The following is a 19,426-nucleotide window of genomic DNA, read 5'->3' on the forward strand; positions in this document are numbered from 1 at the left end:
ATCTGCCTAAACAATAAAAAGTAGCTATCAAATATGCTTAAGGGCTGCTTTTTTATTATTCTATTTTCTGCTTTTAGGAAATTGTTTCTATCATTTTTGAGAATCTCAAAATATACTTAAGGTGAAGATGGTGGCTATCTTGTTGGACTTATTAGAAGGACGCTTCTTAATCCAGATAATCTTTATGATAGTTGCTTTCTAGAATATACTAGGATAAAGGATTTTTCTAAAAATTTCTGAGGTTGGTTGCTGAACTATTATTTGAAAATTAATTAGGTTGATTACGTCTAGACGTTTTTATCCCTATATCTGAACTTGCATCCGGATGAACATATCGCGGTGCTGCTCCTGGATGACCTCGCAGATATAATTACCCACAGGAGTATATTCAGCTTGGATTAGAGCTTGGTGAAAATGTGGCAGAGCTTATAACTAAAATAGACCTCCCACATCAACTCCTTGACACTTCGTCAGCTTTTGATACAATAGTACAAAATTAGAGGAGGTGGGCTATGATTCAGAAGCATGCGATTCCCATTTTAGAGTTTGACGACAATCCCCAAGCGGTCCTTATGTCCAATCACGAGGGTTTAGACTTAAAGTTGCCAAAGAAATGCATCTATGCATTTTTGGAGGAAGAGATTGACCGCTACGCTCAGGAAGCAGGAGCGGACTGTGTTGGTGAGTTCGTTTCAGCCACCAAGACTTATCCAGTCTACGTCCTCAACTACAAGGGTGAGAAGATTTGTCTGGCCCAGGCGCCCGTGGGGTCTGCCCCAGCGGCCCAGTTTATGGATTGGTTGATTGGCTATGGTGTGGAGCAAATCATATCCACTGGAACCTGTGGCGTCCTAGCCGATATAGAGGAAAATGCCTTTCTCATCCCTATTCGCGCTCTGCGAGATGAGGGGACCAGCTACCACTATGTAGCACCTTCTCGTTATATGGAGATGCAGATTGAGGCTATCTCTGCCATTGAGCAAGTCTTGGAACAAAGAGGCATTCCTTACGAGGAGGTTATGACTTGGACGACAGATGGTTTTTACCGAGAGACAGCTGAAAAGGTTGCCTATCGTAAGGAAGAAGGCTGTGCTGTTGTGGAGATGGAGTGCTCTGCTCTTGCGGCAGTAGCTCAGTTACGTAGGGTTGTCTGGGGAGAACTGCTCTTTACCGCAGATTCCCTGGCGGATCTAGATAACTACGACAGTCGTGACTGGGGTTCGGAAGCTTTTGATAAGGCGCTCGAACTCTGTCTTGCTATTGTGCATCACATGTGAGTGCTCTTACTGTTTTTATGGTACAATGTAGCTATGTTATTCAAATCTTTTTTGGAAAAAATCAAGACGACGCTGGTTCGGTTATCGCCAGCCCGTCGCATCTTTTTAAGTTTTGCCATAGTTATCTTCTTGGGCTCGCTCCTTTTAAGCCTCCCTTTGGTTCAAGCAACAACGTCACAAGCAACCTACTTTGACCATCTCTTTACGACTGTGTCCATGGTCTGTGTGACAGGGCTCTTCACCCAGCCGGTGGCCTCTACTTACAATATCTGGGGCCAGTTGATCTGTATGCTCTTAATCCAGATCGGTGGTTTGGGGCTTATGACCTTTATTGGAATCTTTTATATCCAAGGGAAACAAAAGCTCAGTCTTCGTAGCCGTGAGACTATTCAAGAAAGTTTTAGTTATGGGGAAACCCAGTCTTTAAAGGACTTTATCCGCTCGATCTTTCTGACGACTTTTCTGGTGGAAGGACTCGGTGCCTTTCTCCTGAGTTTCCGCTTTATTCCTGAATTTGGCTGGGGACGAGGGATTTTAACCTCTATCTTTTTGGCTATTTCAGCTTTCTGCAATGCTGGATTTGATAATTTTGGAAGTACGAGTTTGGCAGTCTTTCAGACGGACCCTTTGATTAATCTAGTGATTGCAGGCTTAATTATCACGGGTGGTCTAGGATTTATGGTCTGGTTTGATCTAGCGACCCAGTTTGGGAAAAAGAAAAAACGACGCCTGCGTTTCCATACCAAACTAGTTCTCTTTCTAACAGCGGGAATTTTATTCTTTGGAACGGTATCGACCCTTTTGATTGAGTGGAACAATTCAGGGACGATTGGAAATCTTAGTTTCCCAGAGAAACTGCTGGTTAGCTTTTTCCAGACCGTCAGCATGAGAACAGCAGGATTTGCTTCAATTGACTACACCCAGGCTCGACCGGTGACCTTGTTCATCTATATCCTACAGATGTTTCTGGGAGGGGCGCCTGGAGGAACAGCAGGGGGACTCAAGATTACGACCTTCTTTGTCTTGTTGGTCTTTGCCCGTAGCGAACTATTGGGCTTGCCTCATGCCAATGTGGCTCGGAGGACCATTGAACCCCGAACCGTGCAAAAATCTTTCAGTGTCTTTATTATCTTCTTGCTAACATTCTTGCTGGGCTTGATCCTGTTAGGGATAACAGCAGAGGGAAATCCGCGCTTTATCTACCTCATGTTTGAGACCATTTCAGCCCTTGCGACAGTTGGAGTGACGGCAAATTTAACGCCGGAGTTAGGCAAGTTAGCTCTCAGCATCGTGATGTTGTTGATGTTTATCGGCCGTATTGGTCCCTTGACACTATTGGTCAGTGTAGCGGAATACCAGCCAGACAAGAAAGATTTGATTCACTATATGAAAGCAGATATCACCATTGGATAAGAAAGGAAGAACGATGTCAGATCGGACGATTGGAATTTTAGGCTTGGGAATTTTTGGGAGCAGTGTTTTGGCTGCTCTTGCCAAGCATCATATGAATATCATTGCTATTGATGACCACGAGGAGCGCATTAATCAATTTGAACCCGTGCTGGCGCGTGGGGTAGTTGGAGATATCACGGATGAAGAACTCCTTCTATCAGCGGGGATTGACACCTGTGATACCGTAGTTGTCGCAACGGGGGAAAATTTGGAGTCCAGTGTTCTTGCGGTTATGCACTGCAAGAGTCTAGGAGTGCCGACCGTCATTGCCAAGGTCAAAAGTCATACAGCTAAAAAAGTTCTAGAAAAAATCGGTGCGGACGCAGTCATCTCTCCAGAGTTTGAAATGGGGCGTTCGTTAGCGCAGAGAATTCTCTTTCATAACAGCGTAGATGTCTTTCAGTTGGACAAGAATGTTTCAATTGTCGAGATGAGAATCCCCCAATCTTGGGGGGGGAAAAGCCTTAGCCAGCTAGATTTACGTGGGCGATACAATCTCAATGTACTTGGATTTCGTGACTATGAAAATTCTCCTCTAGATGTTCAATTCGGTCCCGATGACCTTTTACGGTCAGGCGCCTATATCATGGCGGTGATTAATAACCAACATTTGGATACTCTAACAGAGCTTAGTGAGTAGGAGAGGAAGGGCTGTTTTCTTCCTCAATGATTAATGAATCAATATAAGTATTTTATAAGAGGGATTTAAGAAAAATTTTAACTTTTTCTTAATCCTTTTTAATTTTAGGAGATTATACTAGAGTCATCAAAAAAAAGAAAACTCTAAGGAGAAACCTATGAAATTCAATCCAAATCAGAGATATACTCGTTGGTCTATTCGCCGTCTCAGTGTCGGTGTTGCTTCAGTTGTTGTGGCTAGTGGCTTCTTTGTCCTAGTTGGTCAACCAAGTTCTGCACGTGCTGATGTCGTCAATCCGACTCCTGCCCAAGTCGTACCAGACGCTGCTTCGGTGAGTGAAAAGAGCGACTTACCAGCAGAGGTTCTCAAAAAAGCAGTCGATGTAGCTCTTCCTTCAGAACAGTCTGTTCCAACACCTAAAGCAAGTTTGGATACTGCAAGCTCTCCAGAAAAAGCAGATGCAGGTGCTAAAGAGCCAGCAGTAGCGCCAAAAGAAGAAGTGCAAGCACAACCTGACTCTAAGAAACAAACAGAAGATGCAGTTAAACCTGTGGAAAGTCCTGCGTCTACAGTTTCTGGACAAGACCGTGAAGCCAGTGAAGAGCAAGCAGCAACCACACCAGCTGAAGTACAAAAAGGTGTGGCCGACAACACCAAAGATACAGTAGATGTCCCAGCTAGTTACCTTTACAAAGCCAATTTCCCAGGACCATTTACAGCCGGTGTCAACCAAGTTATTCCATATGAATTCTTCGCTGGTGATGGCATGTTGACTCGCCTCTTGTTGAAGGCTTCAGACAAAGCTCCATGGTCAGACAACGGTTCAGCTAAAAATCCTGCCCTCCCACCAGTAGAAAAATTGGGCAAAGGTCTCTACTTCTATGAGGTAGACTTGGCAGGCACTCAAGGAAAATCTGACAAAGAACTACTTGACCTCTTAAAACAAAATGGTACACAAAGCTATAAGGCTACCATCAAGGTGTACGGTGCGAAAGATGGCAAGGCAGACTTAACTAATCTCGTAGCAACGAAAGATTTGACTGTTAACTTGAATGGTTTGACCACTCCAGCTGAAGTGCAAAAAGGTGTGGCCGACAACACCAAAGATACAGTAGATGTCCCAGCTAGCTATCTTGACAAAGCCAATTTCCCAGGTCCATTTACAGCTGGTGTCAACCAAGTCATTCCATACGAAGCTTTTGGTGGAGATGGTATGTTGACTCGCCTCTTGTTAAAAGCCTCAGATAAAGCCCCATGGTCAGACAATGGAACAGCTAAAAATCCAGCTCTCCCACCAGTAGAGAAATTGGGCAAAGGCCTTTACTTCTACGAAGTAGACTTGGCAGGCACCCAAGGAAAATCAGATAAAGAGCTGCTTGACCTCTTGAAACAAAATGGTACTCAAAGCTATAAAGCTACTATCAAGGTGTACGGTGCGAAAGACGGCAAGCCTGACTTAACTAACCTCGTAGCAACTAAAGATTTGACTGTTAATTTGAATGGTTTGACCACTCCAGCTGAAGTGCAAAAAGGCGTGGCTGACAACACCAAAGATACAGTAGATGTTCCGGCTAGCTACCTTGACAAAGCCAATTTCCCAGGTCCATTTACAGCTGGTGTCAATCAAGTCATTCCATACGAATTCTTCGCTGGTGACGGCATGTTGACTCGTCTTATCTTGAAAGCATCCGATAAGGCTCCATGGTCAGACAACGGAACAGCTAAGAATCCCGCCCTTCCACCAGTAGAGAAATTGGGCAAAGGCCTTTACTTCTATGAAGTGGATTTGGCTGGAACTCAAGGAAAATCTGACAAGGAACTACTTGACCTCTTGAAACAAAATGGTACACAAAGCTATAAAGCTACTATCAAGGTGTACGGTGCAAAAGACGGCAAACCTGACTTAACTAATCTCGTAGCGACTAAAGATTTGACTGTTAATTTGAATGGCTTGACCACACCAAATCAGGTTAAAAAGTCTGTTGTTAACAATATCAAAGACATGATTGATGTTCCAGCTAGCTACCTTGATAAGGCTAAGGTTCCTGGACCTTTCTTGGCCGGTGTCAACCAAGTTATTCCATACGAAGCTTTTGGTGGAGATGGTATGTTGACTCGCCTCTTGTTAAAAGCATCAGACAAAGCTCCATGGTCAGACAATGGAACAGCGAATAACCCAGCGTTATTGCCACTTGAAGGCTTGGCTAAAGGCCAATATTTCTACGAAGTAGATTTGAATGGCAACACGACAGGCAAAGAAGGACAAGCCCTTCTAGACCAACTTCGGGCCAATGGCACTCACACTTACCAAGCTACTATCAAAGTGTATGGTTCTAAAGATGGCAAACCTGATTTGAGCAATCTAGTAGCTACTCGTCAAGTAACGATTCAGCTTCGTGGAAAAGAAATGGCGTCAACACCATCTCAACAAGGTCAGATGAATACGAAACCTTCTGAAACAGGCTCTACAGGTACAACTGAGGGTATGATGGGCACAAATCATCGTATGTCAGACATGAAGACCGATCAACCGGCTTCTAGCCCAATGACTAATATGATGAAAAAAGATGATAAAGCGATGCTACCAAATACTGGGGAAGCTAAAACAGCTACAGCTGGCCTTGGTATCTTTGGTCTAGCCTTGGCAGGCCTTGTTGGACTTTTGGGTTTGACAACCAAACGAGAAGATTAAGATTCAAATCATTTAAATATTAGAGAAAATAGTGTTATACTAAAGCAAGTATAACACTGTTTTTATCAAAGGAGTGTCAGATGAAAAAGACAATTTTGCTGGTTGATGATGAGATAGATATTCTAGATATTCAAAACCGCTATCTTATACAGGCAGGTTACGATGTTTTGGTCGCCCATGATGGTAAGGAGGGATTAGAACTTTTCAGAAAAAAATCTATCGACCTCATTATCACAGATATCATGATGCCCAATATGGACGGTTATGATTTTATCAGTGAAGTTCAGTATATCGCTCCGGATCAACCCTTCCTCTTTACAACTGCTAAGACAAGCGAACAGGATAAGATTTATGGCTTAAGTTTGGGGGCAGATGATTTTATAGTCAAACCCTTTAGCCCACGCGAATTGGTTTTAAGAGTGAATAATATCTTGCGTCGCCTTAGCCGTGGAGGAGAGACAGAACAGATAGAGTTTGGTGACTTGGTAATCAACCATGTGACTCATGAGGTTCGCATTGGGGAGCAACCTTTGGAATTGACAGTAAAATCCTTTGAACTTCTATGGGTATTAGCCAGCAATCCCGAGAGAGTCTTTTCAAAGACGGAACTTTACGAGAAGGTATGGCAAGAGGACTATGTGGATGATACCAATACACTCAATGTTCATATCCATGCTTTGAGGCAAGAGTTGACCAAGTATACAAATTCAAATGCTCCTGCTATCAAAACTGTCTGGGGTTTGGGTTATAAGATGGAAAGACCAAGAGGTAGAAAATGAAATTAAAAAACTATATTTTAGTGGGGTATCTAGTGTCGACTCTACTAACGATTTTGGTCGTTTTCTGGGCAGTCCAACGAATGTTGATTGAGAAAAGTGAAGTTTACTTTCTCGTTGGAATGACCTTGATTGCTAGTTTCATTGGCGCTGCAGTGAGCATCTTTCTTTTGTCGCCTGTGTTCTCTTCTCTGAAACATTTGAAAAAACAAGCTCAGGATATAGCAAGCAAGGATTTCAGCACAGAAATCGAAACCAAAGGACCATTAGAATTTCAAGAGCTGGGCCAGGCTTTTAATGACATGTCTCACAATTTGCAAGCTACCTTTCAATCACTTGATGAGAGCGAGCAAGAAAAGAGAATGATGATTGCGCAGCTCTCTCACGATATTAAAACTCCCATTACCTCCATTCAGGTTACTGTGGAGGGAATTCTAGATGGAGTGATCAAGGAAGAGGAGCGGCTCCACTACTTAACCACGATTGGTCGGCAAACCGAGCGTCTAAACAAGCTAGTGGAGGAATTGGATGTTCTGACTCTTAACACCCAACCTCAAGATACTGCTGATGAAGAAGTCGAAGAGGTCTTTTTAGATCAGCTGTTGGTTGAGTCAATGAGTGAATTTCAACTCCAGATTGAACAAGAGGAGCGAGATGTTTACATTCAAGTATCACCTGAGTCGGCGAAAATCAAGAGCCATTCTGACAAACTTTCTCGCATTCTGGTCAATTTGTTAAACAATGCCTTTAAATATTCAGAACCAGGAACCAGAATCGAGGTTCTTGCCCAATTAACAGAACAAGAGCTGAGAATCAGTGTGAAAGACGAGGGTCAGGGAATCCTTCCTGAGGATTTGGAAAAGATCTTTAAACGACTTTATCGTGTAGAAACTTCGCGCAATATGAAGACAGGTGGACATGGATTAGGACTTGCGATTGCACGCGAACTAGCCCATCAGCTTGGTGGCGAAATCACAGCAGAAAGTCAATATGGCTTAGGAAGCAAATTTACATTCAGCCTCAATTTGAAATAAAGCTGTAAAATCCCTTTACATATCTAGCTTTTCATGGTATAATAGCCTTTGTGTGAAATAGCAGCAGGAAAGCATGAAGCTCGTCAACAGGTGTCTTATGACAAGTAACCTTGGCTGTTTAGGCGAAGGGCATCTGCACGAATCAGGGCTTTCTAAGTGACTATTTCCACCGAAATATTATTTATATCAGGAGGACATACATATGTCACGTTATACAGGACCATCTTGGAAACAAGCTCGTCGCCTTGGCCTTTCACTTACAGGTACAGGTAAAGAATTGGCACGTCGTAACTACGTACCAGGACAACACGGACCAAACAACCGTTCTAAATTGTCAGAATACGGTTTGCAATTGGCTGAAAAACAAAAACTTCGTTTCACTTACGGTGTAGGTGAAAAACAATTCCGTAACTTGTTCGTACAAGCTACAAAAATCAAAGGCGGAATCCTAGGTTTCAACTTCATGCTTCTTTTGGAACGTCGTTTGGATAACGTTGTTTACCGTCTTGGTCTTGCGACTACTCGTCGTCAAGCTCGTCAATTCGTAAACCACGGTCACATCCTTGTTGACGGAAAACGCGTTGATATCCCATCATACCGTGTAACTCCAGGTCAAGTAATCTCAGTTCGTGAAAAATCATTGAAAGTTCCAGCAATCCTTGAAGCAGTAGAAGCTACTCTTGGACGTCCAGCATTCGTATCATTCGATGCTGAAAAATTGGAAGGTTCATTGACTCGCTTGCCAGAACGCGACGAAATCAACCCAGAAATCAACGAAGCACTTGTCGTTGAATTCTACAACAAGATGCTTTAATTTTAAGAAATATCTTACAGAAAGCCTACAACAGTGGGCTTTTTGCTTTGTCTTAAAAGGTTGATTTCTGGGTTTGCTTAGATATTTGCTAGATTGATTTCATTGCTGCTTCAAAGAATGAGACGGCTTTTTTTGCGTTCTCTTTTGAGAGGTAAAAAGAAGCGTGACCCTCCCACAGCTATAGAGCTTTTAGGCGGGAAAACCACACTTCTTTCTTGAATTAATTTTACATCATTTTGACTTAAAAAACAAATAGAGGCGTCCCACCTCCTACCGCAGAAAGATCTGTTTCAAGGGGAGATGGAAAACCTCTATTCGTTAATTTAATTATAGCCTAAAAAACTTTTAAATACAAGGCTATTGAGATAGTAAGGGGGAAAAAAGAAGTAACCATCATTCCGACCACATAGTAGACAGGGGGGAACAAGATTACTTCCTTTATTTACTTAAGTATACAACATTTTTACAAGAAAGCAAAGTAGCAGGTTAGTCTAATGGGGTGCTTGTTGTACTTTAGCAAGTAAGGTGTGCTATAATGCTTTTAACAGGAACTAAAAGCCATTAGTAAATAACTAATATTGGGTCATATTGTTCCGATGTTAGAGAGAAGGAACTTAATGAAATTATGGGAATATGTTGATAAAAATGTTCGCCTTATTTTAGAAGATGGGACCTCCATCAAGGGTAGGGTGGTTGATTGGTTTGACGGTTATGATTTAGATGGTCCTGACGAAATAGTTATAGGTGATCGCTCATATCCTGAAGATATTATCAAGAAAATCAAAATTATTAGTGCTTAGTTCAACCTAGGCGATTTTATCGACTAACTATAAAAAGTATAAGAACTATCGAAAAAATAGCAGAGAGGAAAATAAATGAGTAAACAGCTTTGGAAGTATCTTCGATCAAGGGTTCAGATAGTCACTAATTGCGATAAGATAATCAAGGGACGTGTCATAGACTTTGTTGACGAAATGGACAATGATGAGCAAGATGAAATCACTATTCTCATTGCTAATCCTAGTCCAGATGAAGCTACTGAAATTTCTCTCTTTGAGAGTGAGATTGTCTCGATTAAAACAATCTCATAGGACTTAGAACAATCTAGGTGCTTTTACCTGCCTTATTTGAAAGAAAACACTATGGAAAAGGATTTAGTTTATATGGCAATATTAGATGATTTACAAGAGTTATATGACAATGGTTGGGATGCCTCTTTTGATTATAATGGTCAAGTATGTGGGATTTTTCCTAATTCTGTTCATGATATTGTAGTGGTGATTGGAGATAAGGAATACCAGGTATCATCATTCATTGATCTGATTTCTCTAAAAATTGACGATAACACTTTAGTAGAAATTATGGATGGAATTGAAGTGCAGTATTATTAAAATAAAAATCATCTTTGATGAATGAACTGCACCCCAAAAATTAGATTTTGTCTGTTAAATTTTTGGAACGTAGCTCAATATGCTACAACGTTCTTATTAGGAGGGGAAGGGTAATGGGTTATAGTCAACAAGTATTAGACATGCTCCAGCAAACAGTCAGTGGTCAGATTGATAATTTTTGGGATTTTTCCTTTACGTTTAACGCTCTTTTTGGAGAAGATGCGGAATTTTCCGAGGCTTGGGATAATGAAAACTCTGAAATGTTTGACGCTCTCAATGACTTTGAGTTGATGATATTTTTAGAGGAACATGATCCAAGCGACAAACAAGGTTTTATCGATTTCTTAACACCTTACTACGAAAAAGCAAAGCAATTAGCCAATATTGAAAGGAATATTTAAATGACACTCTGGAAATTTAACCGTACAGATGTAATTATCACGTTAAAAAATGGCGCGGTAGTTAGAGGATTTGTAGAAGACTATTGTGACGCCTCTGACAATGACGAGGAGATTGACTCCTTGCTGGTAGATGTTGATGGAACTCTTTATGAATATTTTGAAGATGAAATCGTCAGCATCATAGAAAGCTAGTAGTGGGAATAGAATCTAAGGAAAAAATCTTGTTTGTTGAGATTGTTTTAGTTGGGATGGTCCTATATGAAAAAGGATGAAATTAAAAAATATTTAGACAAAGATCTTGAATTTAATTATAATAGCCGAGGTGCTTGCTTTTTATCGAGTATATGTGTAGTTGGTTATGATTATGAAGGTCAGCAGTTTGATACAATTGATGAAGCTATGGAAGCTAAAGTATTTGACGGGAAAAGCTTAGTAGATATATGGGATGAAGTTTTTCCACAAGTTTTTTAAAATGAAAAGCACCTTTGATGAACTGCACCCCAAAAGTTAGATTTTTTCTGTCTAACTTTTGGGGTGCAGTTCAAATGTATGAGATATTTTTAGTTTTGATTTAATTTCGATATTTTTCCGGAAAATACTTATTTTTCGGAAAGTCAAGATTTTGTTATTATTTATGATATACTGGTACCGTAATTATATCCTTACAGAGGTTAAGTAAGGGTTTCAGTACACGTCAATAGATGTCAAAATATTGATTTTAAGCGATTTTTGATTTTTGGAAACTCATTATATCGCACTACAAATCAATAAAAACTCTACCTTTTACTCTACCTTTTTTAGATAAATATATCATCTGGATATTGAAGTTAAGCCCTGCTATCATTTCGATGGCAGGGCTTTTTAATGTTTGGGACACTACCTTCTTATCTATATTTTGATGGAGCTGAAGTTGACATCTACAAAGTTTAATGTTAAAATACATTCAAAAATATATTTGAATGAGGTGCTTTATGGTTCAAAATGTTGTTACTTCAATAATCCTGTATTCTGGGACAGCCGTAGACTTACTTATTATCCTAATGTTATTTTTTGCCAAAAGAAAAAGCAGAAAAGACATCATTAACATCTATTTAGGACAATTTCTAGGCTCTGTTAGTCTAATATTGCTAAGTTTACTTTTTGCATTTGTCTTAAATTATATTCCTAGTAAAGAGATTTTAGGTTTGCTCGGTTTGATTCCAATTTTCCTAGGACTCAAAGTTTTGCTTTTAGGAGATTCTGATGGAGAAGCTATTGCAAAAGATGGTTTGCGCAAAGATAATAAAAACCTGATTTTTCTAGTCGCTATGATTACTTTTGCAAGTTGTGGTGCTGACAATATTGGTGTTTTTGTCCCATATTTTATTACCTTAAATTTAGCGAATTTGATAGTGGCTTTACTTACCTTTCTAGTCATGATTTATCTCTTGGTTTTTTCTGCCCAAAAATTGGCACAAGTCCCTTCTGTTGGAGAAACTTTGGAAAAATATAGCAGATGGTTTATTGCCGTTGTTTATTTAGGACTGGGGATGTATATCCTGATTGAAAACAACAGCTTTAACATGCTAAGGACTGTGTTCGGCTAGGAGAAAAAATTATGAAAAAAGATAGTATCTGCCAAGTGAATATTATAAATCAGCAAAATGTTACAACCGCAACGAACTACCTTGAAAAGGAAAAAGTCCAAAAATCACTTCGTATTTTATCAAAGTTTACCGATAATAAACAGATAAATATCATCTTTTATCTCCTTGCTGTTGAAGAACTCTGTGTCTGTGATATAGCCTGTTTACTAAATCTCAGTATGGCATCTGCCTCCCACCATCTTCGTAAACTAGCCAATCAAAACATCTTGGATACTAGAAGAGAGGGGAAAATTATATATTATTTTATAAAAGATGAGGAAATCAAAGACTTTTTTAATCAACTAGGATAACAACTATTTTTACTACTTTATCATGATTATATATAGGACTTATCTATGAAATTTTTTGATAAAAATTACTCACATGAAAGACTACTCGTAGCAAATCTTTAAGAAAAAAGTATAATTTAAAGCAAAGCGACCTAGGTAATGCAGGTCAAGTTAGCCAAGTTTAAAAGGGAGAAATCTGAAAGAAAATGTATCTTTGATAGTAGTCATTTATTGTGAAATATGATATATTTATTGATTAGATGGATGAATATTTCTAAAGTTAAATAAAATATGACAGATACATGCTTTTTAGTGTATCTTGTTTGTACTCAAAATATGAAGTGACTATCCAATATTTAAGATTAATAAATATTATACGATGAGATAGAATACTACAAAATGAAAGGCAACGTAATCTGATGAAGAAAGATAGATTAATTGCATTGACAGATGCTGTTCTAGCAATTATTATGACCATTTTGATTTTAGAGTTAGAAAAACCAACGACACCAAGTCTTCAAGCTTTTTGGGATTTACGGCAAAATTTCTTTGCTTATTTTCTTTCCTTTTTCTGGTTGGGATCGTTATGGATGGCACTAAACACATTATGGGAAAAGGTTGAGAAAATTTCCTCAGAAATTATTTGGTGGAATTTGTTTCTACTCTTGGAGCGGCAGGAGTTCTCTTTGGAGAATTTCATGCCATCCAAGATACCAGTCTGAATGATGTGGTGGACCGGATCTATATAAATGTCAAGGATTTACCGTTTCAGTCCTTGGGAGCTTTAGCTAATATCCTGTCTGATGTTAAGAAGGGACTGATTCAAGACAGTCATATCTGGTCTTTCTTCCAGTCATTTTTCAAACAATATCAGTTGATAATCAGCTTAAATCAGATCTATCAGTTTGTCTATCTTTCTCTGATGGAGATCATGTCCTATCTTCACTTTGATTATTGGAAAAAACGGCTCGGTCAGGAGCTAGTATGAATAAGGAGAACAAATGAGACGTTTAAAAATGTTATGGCATATTATACAGGTTACGGGTTTTACTCGGTTTGCTCTGAGTTTTGTGACCTTTGTTTTTGGGTCAGGAGGCGTGCTTTTCCTAGTTGAACCTGCTATCACAAATTACGGAGACGGTCTTTGGTATGCTTTTGTGACTTCGACGACTGTCGGCTACGGGGATCTCCTAGCTGTGACCTTGATTGGAAGGATTACCAGTGTCTTCTTGACGATTTATGGGCTCATATTTTTTGGCTGTTTATCAGCTGTTATTATTAATTATTATACCGATTTAAATAAGGAAAGAGGAGAGGACAAATGACTGCCAATTATTCAACACGGGAATACCGTGAGAAATTATACGATGACCTTCATGTTCGATTGAGAGATACAGCGATTTTGATGTGTGCAATTTTTATTGCCTCTATCGGTCTAAATATGAATTCAACAGCTGTTATTATTGGAGCCATGTTAATTTCACCTCTCATGACACCGATTGTTGGACTGGGATTCGGTTTAGCTATTTTTGATACGCGTTTAATCAAGCAATCTCTAGAGGTTTTATTGACTCAAGTGTTGGTCAGTTTGCTTGTCTCGACTCTGTATTTCTGGATTTCTCCCTTGTCTTATGCAAGTAGCGAGTTGATCGCACGAACCTCTCCAACCATTTGGGATGTTCTCATTGCTATTGCTGGTGGGATTGCTGGTGTGATCGGTTCAAGGAAAAAAGAAGCAAACAATATCGTGCCAGGAGTAGCCATTGCTACAGCTTTGATGCCGCCTATCTGTACTGCTGGCTATGGTTTAGCTAATGGGAATGTACGATTTTTATTGGGGGCTCTCTATCTTTTCTTGATCAACTGTGTCTTTATCATGCTAGCCAACATTGTTGGAACAAGAATTTTGATGAGAAAATCTCCTTTAACTTCATTTAAAGAGCTGAGCATTAAAATGAGAATTGGCTTGATTTCTTTGATTGTATTGTTGATTCTTCCAGCTAGCTATTCGGCAGTTACTCTGACAATAGAACAAGCGCGCAAAGAAGGGATCAAACAGTTTGTAGGAAAAGAGTTCGCCAATTATACGGTTATTAATCAAGTCTACAAGTCAAGTAACAATGAATTGGTCTTGACGGTTGTTGGAGATCCGATTTCAGAAGAAGAATTAGAAACACTCCACCAAAAACAAGCCTCTTACGGTATTCAATCTGTTCAATTGAAAGTGAATCAAGTTCAGAACTCGCCAACATTAGATAGTGAAGCGACCAAGGAATTTTATGAAAACATTGACAAGTATATTGATCAAAAACTCTCTGAAAAAGATTCACAAAACGATCTCGTAAAAGAAAATGAAGCAGACAAGGATTGAGGACAATGAACTGAATCGGTTTTTACGCCGTGTTTTTCTTGTATCTTCCTCTTTCTTACTTATAGCAGGTTGTTTTTGCTTGAATAAGAAATAAATTAGAAGTTCTATCATCTAAGAAAAATGATGAAAAAAATCATTTAACTAATGGTGTGAACGTTTAGTGTTTATCAGCTCCATTCTCTGTAATTTTGGGGGTAAAATCCACACCATTTAGATAAAATTAGTTGAATTTGATTGGAAAAACGCTTTTATAAAAGCGGAGAAAAGTCTTGATATTACGCTGTTTTTAGTCCAACTGAAATTCATACTTTCCAAACCAGGTCTTAAGAAAAAAGGTAGAGAAAAAGGTAGAGTTTGGATTGAAATACAGTGCAATATATCGCATTTGGCAAAAAGAAAAAACGCTTTAAATCAGCGTTTTTCTTATGTATTGATTCGTATTGAACCCCTACTTAACTTCTGTAAACACTACGTGCTTGCGAAGTTTTGGTGAGTATTTCTTCAATTGAAGACGGTCTGGAGTGTTACGTTTGTTTTTAGAAGTAAGGTACAAGCGTTCACCAGATTCTTTGTGTTCAAGTGTGATATTTACGCGCATGGTATCTCCCTTCTATTATTCAGCTGATGCAGCTTTAGCGATTTTACGTCCTTTGTAGTATCCTTTAAGTGATACGCGGTGAGAACGTGAGTAATCTCCAGTAGTTTCGTCAAAGTTTACAGATGGAGCTGTTACTTTGTAGTGTGTACGACGTTTGTTTTTCTTCGCTTTTGAGGTGCGACGTGCAGGTACTGCCATTTTCTTTTCTCCTTTAGGTATTTAAATTCGATTCAATCTAGTGATTTTCATCAACCATACTAGGATAACACATTTTTTTTGTAAAGTAAAGTTACTTGACAAAAAAAGATAAAAAAATTAGAAGCTAGTAATCGAAATTTTCTGAAAATTCAAGAATTTTATTCTGTTCTTCATGCGGAAATTGTGCTATAATGGTAAAAACTGAAATGGGAGGGAACAAATGACAGAATTAGATACACGTCACCGCAGTAGCGTTTATGACAGTATGGTGAAATCACCAAACCGTGCCATGCTTCGTGCCACTGGAATGACAGATAAGGACTTTGAAACACCGATTGTGGGAGTGATTTCAACTTGGGCGGAAAATACACCATGTAACATTCACTTGCATGATTTTGGGAAATTGGCTAAAGAAGGTGTCAAATCTGCGGGCGCTTGGCCTGTTCAGTTTGGAACCATTACCGTAGCAGACGGGATCGCCATGGGAACGCCTGGTATGCGTTTCTCTCTAACATCTCGTGACATCATCGCGGACTCTATTGAGGCTGCGATGGGTGGTCACAACGTGGATGCCTTTGTCGCTATCGGTGGCTGTGACAAGAACATGCCTGGTTCTATGATTGCCATTGCCAATATGGATATTCCAGCTATTTTCGCCTATGGTGGTACTATTGCACCGGGAAATCTTGATGGCAAAGACATTGACTTGGTTTCTGTCTTTGAGGGTATCGGAAAATGGAACCATGGTGACATGACAGCTGAGGACGTGAAACGTCTCGAATGTAATGCCTGCCCTGGCCCTGGTGGCTGTGGTGGTATGTATACAGCTAATACCATGGCAACTGCTATCGAAGTTCTCGGTATGAGTTTGCCAGGATCTTCATCTCATCCAGCTGAATCAGCTGACAAGAAAGAAGATATCGAAGCAGCAGGACGTGCTGTTGTCAAGATGCTGGAGCTTGGTCTCAAACCATCAGATATCTTGACTCGTGAAGCTTTTGAAGATGCCATCACTGTAACTATGGCTCTCGGTGGTTCTACAAATGCCACTCTTCACTTGCTTGCCATTGCCCATGCGGCTAATGTTGACTTGTCACTTGAGGACTTCAATACGATCCAAGAGCGCGTGCCTCACTTGGCTGACTTGAAACCATCTGGTCAGTATGTCTTTCAAGACCTCTACGAAGTCGGTGGTATCCCTGCGGTTATGAAATACCTCTTGGCAAATGGTTTCCTTCATGGCGACCGCATCACATGTACTGGTAAGACAGTCGCTGAGAACTTGGCTGACTTTGCAGATCTCACACCAGGTCAAAAAGTTATTATGCCACTTGAAAATCCAAAACGTGCAGACGGTCCGCTTATCATCTTGAACGGGAACCTTGCTCCTGATGGTGCGGTAGCTAAGGTATCAGGTGTGAAAGTGCGTCGCCACGTTGGACCAGCTAAGGTCTTTGACTCAGAAGAAGATGCTATCCAGGCTGTCTTGACAGACGAAATCGTTGATGGCGATGTTGTCGTTGTTCGTTTCGTTGGACCTAAGGGTGGTCCTGGTATGCCTGAGATGCTATCCCTTTCATCCATGATCGTTGGTAAAGGTCAGGGAGACAAGGTTGCTCTCTTGACAGACGGCCGTTTCTCTGGTGGTACATATGGTCTGGTTGTCGGACATATCGCCCCTGAAGCTCAGGATGGTGGACCGATTGCTTACCTTCGTACAGGTGATATCGTTACGGTTGACCAAGATACCAAAGAAATTTCTATGGCCGTATCCGAAGAAGAACTTGAAAAACGCAAGGCAGAAACAACCTTGCCACCACTTTACAGCCGTGGTGTCCTCGGTAAATATGCCCATATCGTATCATCTGCTTCACGCGGAGCCGTGACAGACTTCTGGAATACGGACAAGTCAGGTAAAAAATAAACAAGAAAAGCAAGCCATTTCGGCTTGCTTCTTTTCATCTTCAAAAGTGATTTGCCTGCTTAACGAGGCGGTAGCCCAAGGGCAATGCGGCCGTAGCGACTAATTCGTGTGATCTTCCAGGCAGGCGACCAGGTAACTTCAACCTTGACATCTTCGATACCCTCGATTTGTTTCAGACCGGCCACGATTTCGATAGGCAGGCTTTCGGCGCAATCGCAGGCAGTGTCGGTAAAGGTCATGACAATTTTACAGAGACCTGTTTCATCCAGATTGATTTCATAAATCAAGCCTAGATTGTAAACATCCAACTCCACATCTGTATCAAAAACCTTCTCTAGTTTTTCGATAATTTGGTCTTGTAAAGCCAAAGCGCGGTCATTGATTTTGATATCGTCTCTCATAACAGTCCCTCCACGTGATAAATATCCTCTATTTTCTCATAATTCTGACAATTTGGCAAGTTTTTGATGAATTTTCTGAAAAGACTCTCTTGAGATTTTCTCCTCTCACTGTTTTAATCCCTCTATTTGTGGTAAAATAAGACTATTAAGTTTAAAGAGGATTCCCTATGAAATTACAAAAACCAAAAGGAACGCAGGATATTTTACCTGCTGAGTCTGCTAAGTGGCAGTACGTTGAGGGCTTTGCCCGTGAAATTTTCAAGCGCTACAACTATGCAGAAGTGCGCACGCCTATTTTTGAGCATTACGAGGTCATCAGCCGTTCTGTCGGGGACACAACCGATATCGTAACCAAGGAAATGTATGATTTCTATGACAAGGGTGATCGTCATATCACTCTTCGTCCAGAAGGAACTGCGCCCGTTGTCCGTTCCTATGTGGAAAATAAACTCTTTGCCCCAGAAGTGCAAAAGCCAAGTAAGTTCTATTACATGGGTCCTATGTTCCGTTATGAACGTCCACAGGCAGGTCGTTTGCGTCAGTTCCACCAGATTGGTGTTGAGTGTTTTGGCTCAAGCAATCCAGCTACCGATGTGGAAACCATCGCTATGGCGGCTCATTTCTTGAAAGAAATCGGCATCCAAGGTGTCAAATTGCATCTTAATACTCTTGGAAATCCTGAGAGTCGTGCAGCCTACCGTCAAGCCTTGATCGACTATTTGACACCGCTCAAGGAGACCTTGTCGAAGGATAGCCAACGTCGTTTGGAGGAAAATCCTCTCCGTGTCTTGGACTCTAAGGAAAAAGAAGACAAGGTGGCAGTAGAAAATGCGCCGTCTATCTTGGACTTCCTTGATGCAGAAAGCCAAGCTCATTTTGATGCTGTGCGTCAGATGTTGGAAAATCTGGGTGTAGACTATATCATCGATACCAATATGGTGCGTGGTCTGGACTACTACAACCACACGATTTTCGAGTTTATCACTGAAATCGAGGGCAATGAATTGACCGTCTGTGCAGGAGGTCGCTACGATGGCTTGGTTTCCTACTTTGGTGGCCCTGAGACTGCTGGATTTGGTTTTGGACTTGGTGTAGAGCGTCTGCTCCTCATCCTTGAAAAACAAGGTGTGGCCCTTCCTATCGAGAACGCTCTAGATGTTTATATCGCAGTCTTGGGCGAAGAAGCAAATGTTAAGGCCTTGGAATTGGTACAAGCCCTTCGCCAACAAGGCTTCAAAGCAGAGCGTGACTACCTCAACCGGAAGCTCAAAGCTCAGTTCAAATCCGCCGATGTCTTTGTGGCTAAGACTCTCATTACTCTAGGCGAGAGTGAAGTTGAAAGCGGACAAGTGACGGTTAAGAACAACCAAACACGAGAAGAAGTGCAAGCGTCCCTTGAGACCATCAGCCAAAACTTCTCTCAAGTCTTTGAAAAATTAGGATTTTAATGACAGACAAACTGGTCAGGATCTTATTCCTGACCTTTTTCTTTTGCAAAATGACAAAAATCATAAACTTTTTGACAAATATTATTGTCAAAAA

At 40.5% G+C, this 19,426-nt stretch carries 24 protein-coding genes and 2 pseudogenes; 21 read left to right on the forward strand and 5 right to left on the reverse strand.

Annotated features, from left to right (window positions below):
• Positions 1–303: 303 nt before the first annotated feature.
• A pseudogene (locus tag M9H69_RS00735) lies at positions 304–426 on the reverse strand (MerR family transcriptional regulator); the annotation flags it as partial.
• Between the two features lie 86 nt (positions 427–512).
• On the opposite strand from M9H69_RS00735, the gene M9H69_RS00740 reads away from it, so the two are divergent.
• From M9H69_RS00740 to M9H69_RS00800, 13 genes are all read left to right on the forward strand, one after another.
• Complete coding sequence (locus M9H69_RS00740; protein WP_250315661.1) at positions 513–1,277, forward strand: nucleoside phosphorylase; 765 nt, start codon at positions 513–515, stop codon at positions 1,275–1,277.
• 33 nt (positions 1,278–1,310) lie between these two features.
• On the forward strand, positions 1,311–2,690 hold the full coding sequence (locus M9H69_RS00745; RefSeq protein ID WP_250315662.1) for a TrkH family potassium uptake protein: 1,380 nt from the start codon (positions 1,311–1,313) through the stop codon (positions 2,688–2,690).
• Between the two features lie 13 nt (positions 2,691–2,703).
• Positions 2,704–3,369, forward strand: coding sequence for a potassium channel family protein (locus M9H69_RS00750; protein WP_250315663.1), 666 nt, complete (start codon positions 2,704–2,706; stop codon positions 3,367–3,369).
• A 157-nt stretch (positions 3,370–3,526) separates the two neighbouring features.
• Positions 3,527–6,061 carry an SSURE domain-containing protein gene (locus M9H69_RS00755; RefSeq protein ID WP_250315664.1) on the forward strand — a complete coding sequence of 845 codons (2,535 nt, stop codon included), beginning with the start codon at positions 3,527–3,529 and terminating at the stop codon, positions 6,059–6,061.
• An 80-nt stretch (positions 6,062–6,141) separates the two neighbouring features.
• A complete protein-coding gene (locus tag M9H69_RS00760; protein ID WP_000751225.1) occupies positions 6,142–6,840 on the forward strand; it encodes a response regulator transcription factor in 699 nt (232 codons plus the stop codon).
• Positions 6,837–7,871, forward strand: a complete 1,035-nt coding sequence (locus M9H69_RS00765) for a sensor histidine kinase (protein WP_250315665.1) — start codon at positions 6,837–6,839, stop codon at positions 7,869–7,871. Before M9H69_RS00760 ends, M9H69_RS00765 begins: the two co-directional genes overlap by 4 nt.
• A gap of 202 nt (positions 7,872–8,073) precedes the next feature.
• Entirely contained in the window at positions 8,074–8,685 is a 612-nt protein-coding gene (gene rpsD / locus M9H69_RS00770) for a 30S ribosomal protein S4 (RefSeq protein WP_000092756.1), read from the forward strand.
• A 617-nt stretch (positions 8,686–9,302) separates the two neighbouring features.
• Positions 9,303–9,485: a hypothetical protein gene (locus M9H69_RS00775; RefSeq protein WP_000780387.1), complete on the forward strand. Its 183-nt coding sequence runs from the start codon at positions 9,303–9,305 to the stop codon at positions 9,483–9,485.
• A 75-nt stretch (positions 9,486–9,560) separates the two neighbouring features.
• Positions 9,561–9,776, forward strand: a complete 216-nt coding sequence (locus M9H69_RS00780; RefSeq protein ID WP_000043341.1) for a hypothetical protein — start codon at positions 9,561–9,563, stop codon at positions 9,774–9,776.
• A 72-nt stretch (positions 9,777–9,848) separates the two neighbouring features.
• A complete protein-coding gene (locus tag M9H69_RS00785; protein ID WP_009013763.1) occupies positions 9,849–10,076 on the forward strand; it encodes a hypothetical protein in 228 nt (75 codons plus the stop codon).
• A gap of 113 nt (positions 10,077–10,189) precedes the next feature.
• Positions 10,190–10,477 (forward strand): hypothetical protein, encoded by a 288-nt coding sequence (locus tag M9H69_RS00790; protein WP_000542381.1) that lies wholly within the window; start codon positions 10,190–10,192, stop codon positions 10,475–10,477.
• The gene (locus tag M9H69_RS00795) at positions 10,478–10,669 is read left to right on the forward strand and encodes a hypothetical protein (protein ID WP_000177340.1); all 192 of its coding nucleotides are present in this window, start codon (positions 10,478–10,480) and stop codon (positions 10,667–10,669) included.
• Between the two features lie 66 nt (positions 10,670–10,735).
• On the forward strand, positions 10,736–10,948 hold the full coding sequence (locus M9H69_RS00800; RefSeq protein ID WP_000710706.1) for a hypothetical protein: 213 nt from the start codon (positions 10,736–10,738) through the stop codon (positions 10,946–10,948).
• Positions 10,949–11,234: 286 nt separating this feature from the next.
• Here the strand turns inward: M9H69_RS00800 and M9H69_RS10375 are convergent, their stop codons facing one another.
• Positions 11,235–11,420, reverse strand: coding sequence for a hypothetical protein (locus M9H69_RS10375; protein WP_009013804.1), 186 nt, complete (start codon positions 11,418–11,420; stop codon positions 11,235–11,237).
• Positions 11,421–11,448: 28 nt separating this feature from the next.
• Here M9H69_RS10375 and M9H69_RS00805 point away from each other — a divergent pair, with 28 nt between their 5' ends.
• From M9H69_RS00805 to M9H69_RS00830, 6 genes and pseudogenes are all read left to right on the forward strand, one after another.
• A complete protein-coding gene (locus M9H69_RS00805) occupies positions 11,449–12,063 on the forward strand; it encodes a CadD family cadmium resistance transporter (RefSeq protein ID WP_000250556.1) in 615 nt (204 codons plus the stop codon).
• An 11-nt stretch (positions 12,064–12,074) separates the two neighbouring features.
• The gene (cadX, locus tag M9H69_RS00810; protein WP_000711083.1) at positions 12,075–12,413 is read left to right on the forward strand and encodes a Cd(II)/Zn(II)-sensing metalloregulatory transcriptional regulator CadX; all 339 of its coding nucleotides are present in this window, start codon (positions 12,075–12,077) and stop codon (positions 12,411–12,413) included.
• A gap of 398 nt (positions 12,414–12,811) precedes the next feature.
• Positions 12,812–13,057 (forward strand): annotated as a pseudogene (locus tag M9H69_RS00815) (TMEM175 family protein); the annotation flags it as partial.
• Positions 13,039–13,380 (forward strand): hypothetical protein, encoded by a 342-nt coding sequence (locus M9H69_RS00820; RefSeq protein ID WP_000397556.1) that lies wholly within the window; start codon positions 13,039–13,041, stop codon positions 13,378–13,380. The pseudogene M9H69_RS00815 and the gene M9H69_RS00820, both read left to right, overlap by 19 nt.
• A 13-nt stretch (positions 13,381–13,393) precedes the next feature.
• The gene (locus tag M9H69_RS00825; RefSeq protein WP_001253404.1) at positions 13,394–13,717 is read left to right on the forward strand and encodes a potassium channel family protein; all 324 of its coding nucleotides are present in this window, start codon (positions 13,394–13,396) and stop codon (positions 13,715–13,717) included.
• A complete protein-coding gene (locus M9H69_RS00830; RefSeq protein WP_000126416.1) occupies positions 13,714–14,763 on the forward strand; it encodes a DUF389 domain-containing protein in 1,050 nt (349 codons plus the stop codon). The genes M9H69_RS00825 and M9H69_RS00830 overlap by 4 nt, the downstream gene beginning before the upstream one ends.
• A gap of 448 nt (positions 14,764–15,211) precedes the next feature.
• Here the strand turns inward: M9H69_RS00830 and rpmG are convergent, their stop codons facing one another.
• Together rpmG and rpmF are read right to left on the reverse strand one after the other, a co-directional pair.
• Positions 15,212–15,361: a 50S ribosomal protein L33 gene (gene rpmG, locus M9H69_RS00835; RefSeq protein ID WP_001265622.1), complete on the reverse strand. Its 150-nt coding sequence runs from the start codon at positions 15,359–15,361 to the stop codon at positions 15,212–15,214.
• Positions 15,362–15,376: 15 nt separating this feature from the next.
• Positions 15,377–15,559 carry a 50S ribosomal protein L32 gene (gene rpmF, locus M9H69_RS00840; protein WP_000290417.1) on the reverse strand — a complete coding sequence of 61 codons (183 nt, stop codon included), beginning with the start codon at positions 15,557–15,559 and terminating at the stop codon, positions 15,377–15,379.
• Between the two features lie 220 nt (positions 15,560–15,779).
• Here rpmF and ilvD point away from each other — a divergent pair, with 220 nt between their 5' ends.
• Positions 15,780–17,483, forward strand: coding sequence for a dihydroxy-acid dehydratase (gene ilvD / locus M9H69_RS00845; RefSeq protein WP_250315666.1), 1,704 nt, complete (start codon positions 15,780–15,782; stop codon positions 17,481–17,483).
• Positions 17,484–17,542: 59 nt separating this feature from the next.
• Here ilvD and M9H69_RS00850 read toward each other — a convergent pair whose 3' ends face one another.
• A complete protein-coding gene (locus tag M9H69_RS00850; protein ID WP_001204052.1) occupies positions 17,543–17,884 on the reverse strand; it encodes a metal-sulfur cluster assembly factor in 342 nt (113 codons plus the stop codon).
• 167 nt (positions 17,885–18,051) lie between these two features.
• Here M9H69_RS00850 and hisS point away from each other — a divergent pair, with 167 nt between their 5' ends.
• On the forward strand, positions 18,052–19,332 hold the full coding sequence (gene hisS / locus M9H69_RS00855) for a histidine--tRNA ligase (RefSeq protein WP_250315667.1): 1,281 nt from the start codon (positions 18,052–18,054) through the stop codon (positions 19,330–19,332).
• Positions 19,333–19,426: the final 94 nt, after the last annotated feature.

This window comes from Streptococcus oralis, from assembly GCF_023611505.1.
GTDB classification, from domain to species: Bacteria; Bacillota; Bacilli; order Lactobacillales; family Streptococcaceae; genus Streptococcus; species Streptococcus oralis_CT.

Excerpts from the sequence above, each read along its gene's own strand:
- M9H69_RS00740 (WP_250315661.1), top strand. The coding sequence starts at position 513 with ATGATTCAGAAGCATGCGATTCCCATTTTAGAGTTTGACGACAATCCC.
- M9H69_RS00745 (WP_250315662.1), top strand. The coding sequence starts at position 1,311 with ATGTTATTCAAATCTTTTTTGGAAAAAATCAAGACGACGCTGGTTCGG.
- M9H69_RS00750 (WP_250315663.1), top strand. The coding sequence starts at position 2,704 with ATGTCAGATCGGACGATTGGAATTTTAGGCTTGGGAATTTTTGGGAGC.
- M9H69_RS00755 (WP_250315664.1), top strand. The coding sequence starts at position 3,527 with ATGAAATTCAATCCAAATCAGAGATATACTCGTTGGTCTATTCGCCGT.
- M9H69_RS00760 (WP_000751225.1), top strand. The coding sequence starts at position 6,142 with ATGAAAAAGACAATTTTGCTGGTTGATGATGAGATAGATATTCTAGAT.
- M9H69_RS00765 (WP_250315665.1), top strand. The coding sequence starts at position 6,837 with ATGAAATTAAAAAACTATATTTTAGTGGGGTATCTAGTGTCGACTCTA.
- rpsD (WP_000092756.1), top strand. The coding sequence starts at position 8,074 with ATGTCACGTTATACAGGACCATCTTGGAAACAAGCTCGTCGCCTTGGC.
- M9H69_RS00775 (WP_000780387.1), top strand. The coding sequence starts at position 9,303 with ATGAAATTATGGGAATATGTTGATAAAAATGTTCGCCTTATTTTAGAA.
- M9H69_RS00780 (WP_000043341.1), top strand. The coding sequence starts at position 9,561 with ATGAGTAAACAGCTTTGGAAGTATCTTCGATCAAGGGTTCAGATAGTC.
- M9H69_RS00785 (WP_009013763.1), top strand. The coding sequence starts at position 9,849 with ATGGCAATATTAGATGATTTACAAGAGTTATATGACAATGGTTGGGAT.
- M9H69_RS00790 (WP_000542381.1), top strand. The coding sequence starts at position 10,190 with ATGGGTTATAGTCAACAAGTATTAGACATGCTCCAGCAAACAGTCAGT.
- M9H69_RS00795 (WP_000177340.1), top strand. The coding sequence starts at position 10,478 with ATGACACTCTGGAAATTTAACCGTACAGATGTAATTATCACGTTAAAA.
- M9H69_RS00800 (WP_000710706.1), top strand. The coding sequence starts at position 10,736 with ATGAAAAAGGATGAAATTAAAAAATATTTAGACAAAGATCTTGAATTT.
- M9H69_RS10375 (WP_009013804.1), bottom strand. The coding sequence starts at position 11,420 with ATGTATTTTAACATTAAACTTTGTAGATGTCAACTTCAGCTCCATCAA.
- M9H69_RS00805 (WP_000250556.1), top strand. The coding sequence starts at position 11,449 with ATGGTTCAAAATGTTGTTACTTCAATAATCCTGTATTCTGGGACAGCC.
- cadX (WP_000711083.1), top strand. The coding sequence starts at position 12,075 with ATGAAAAAAGATAGTATCTGCCAAGTGAATATTATAAATCAGCAAAAT.
- M9H69_RS00825 (WP_001253404.1), top strand. The coding sequence starts at position 13,394 with ATGAGACGTTTAAAAATGTTATGGCATATTATACAGGTTACGGGTTTT.
- M9H69_RS00830 (WP_000126416.1), top strand. The coding sequence starts at position 13,714 with ATGACTGCCAATTATTCAACACGGGAATACCGTGAGAAATTATACGAT.
- rpmG (WP_001265622.1), bottom strand. The coding sequence starts at position 15,361 with ATGCGCGTAAATATCACACTTGAACACAAAGAATCTGGTGAACGCTTG.
- rpmF (WP_000290417.1), bottom strand. The coding sequence starts at position 15,559 with ATGGCAGTACCTGCACGTCGCACCTCAAAAGCGAAGAAAAACAAACGT.
- ilvD (WP_250315666.1), top strand. The coding sequence starts at position 15,780 with ATGACAGAATTAGATACACGTCACCGCAGTAGCGTTTATGACAGTATG.
- M9H69_RS00850 (WP_001204052.1), bottom strand. The coding sequence starts at position 17,884 with ATGAGAGACGATATCAAAATCAATGACCGCGCTTTGGCTTTACAAGAC.
- hisS (WP_250315667.1), top strand. The coding sequence starts at position 18,052 with ATGAAATTACAAAAACCAAAAGGAACGCAGGATATTTTACCTGCTGAG.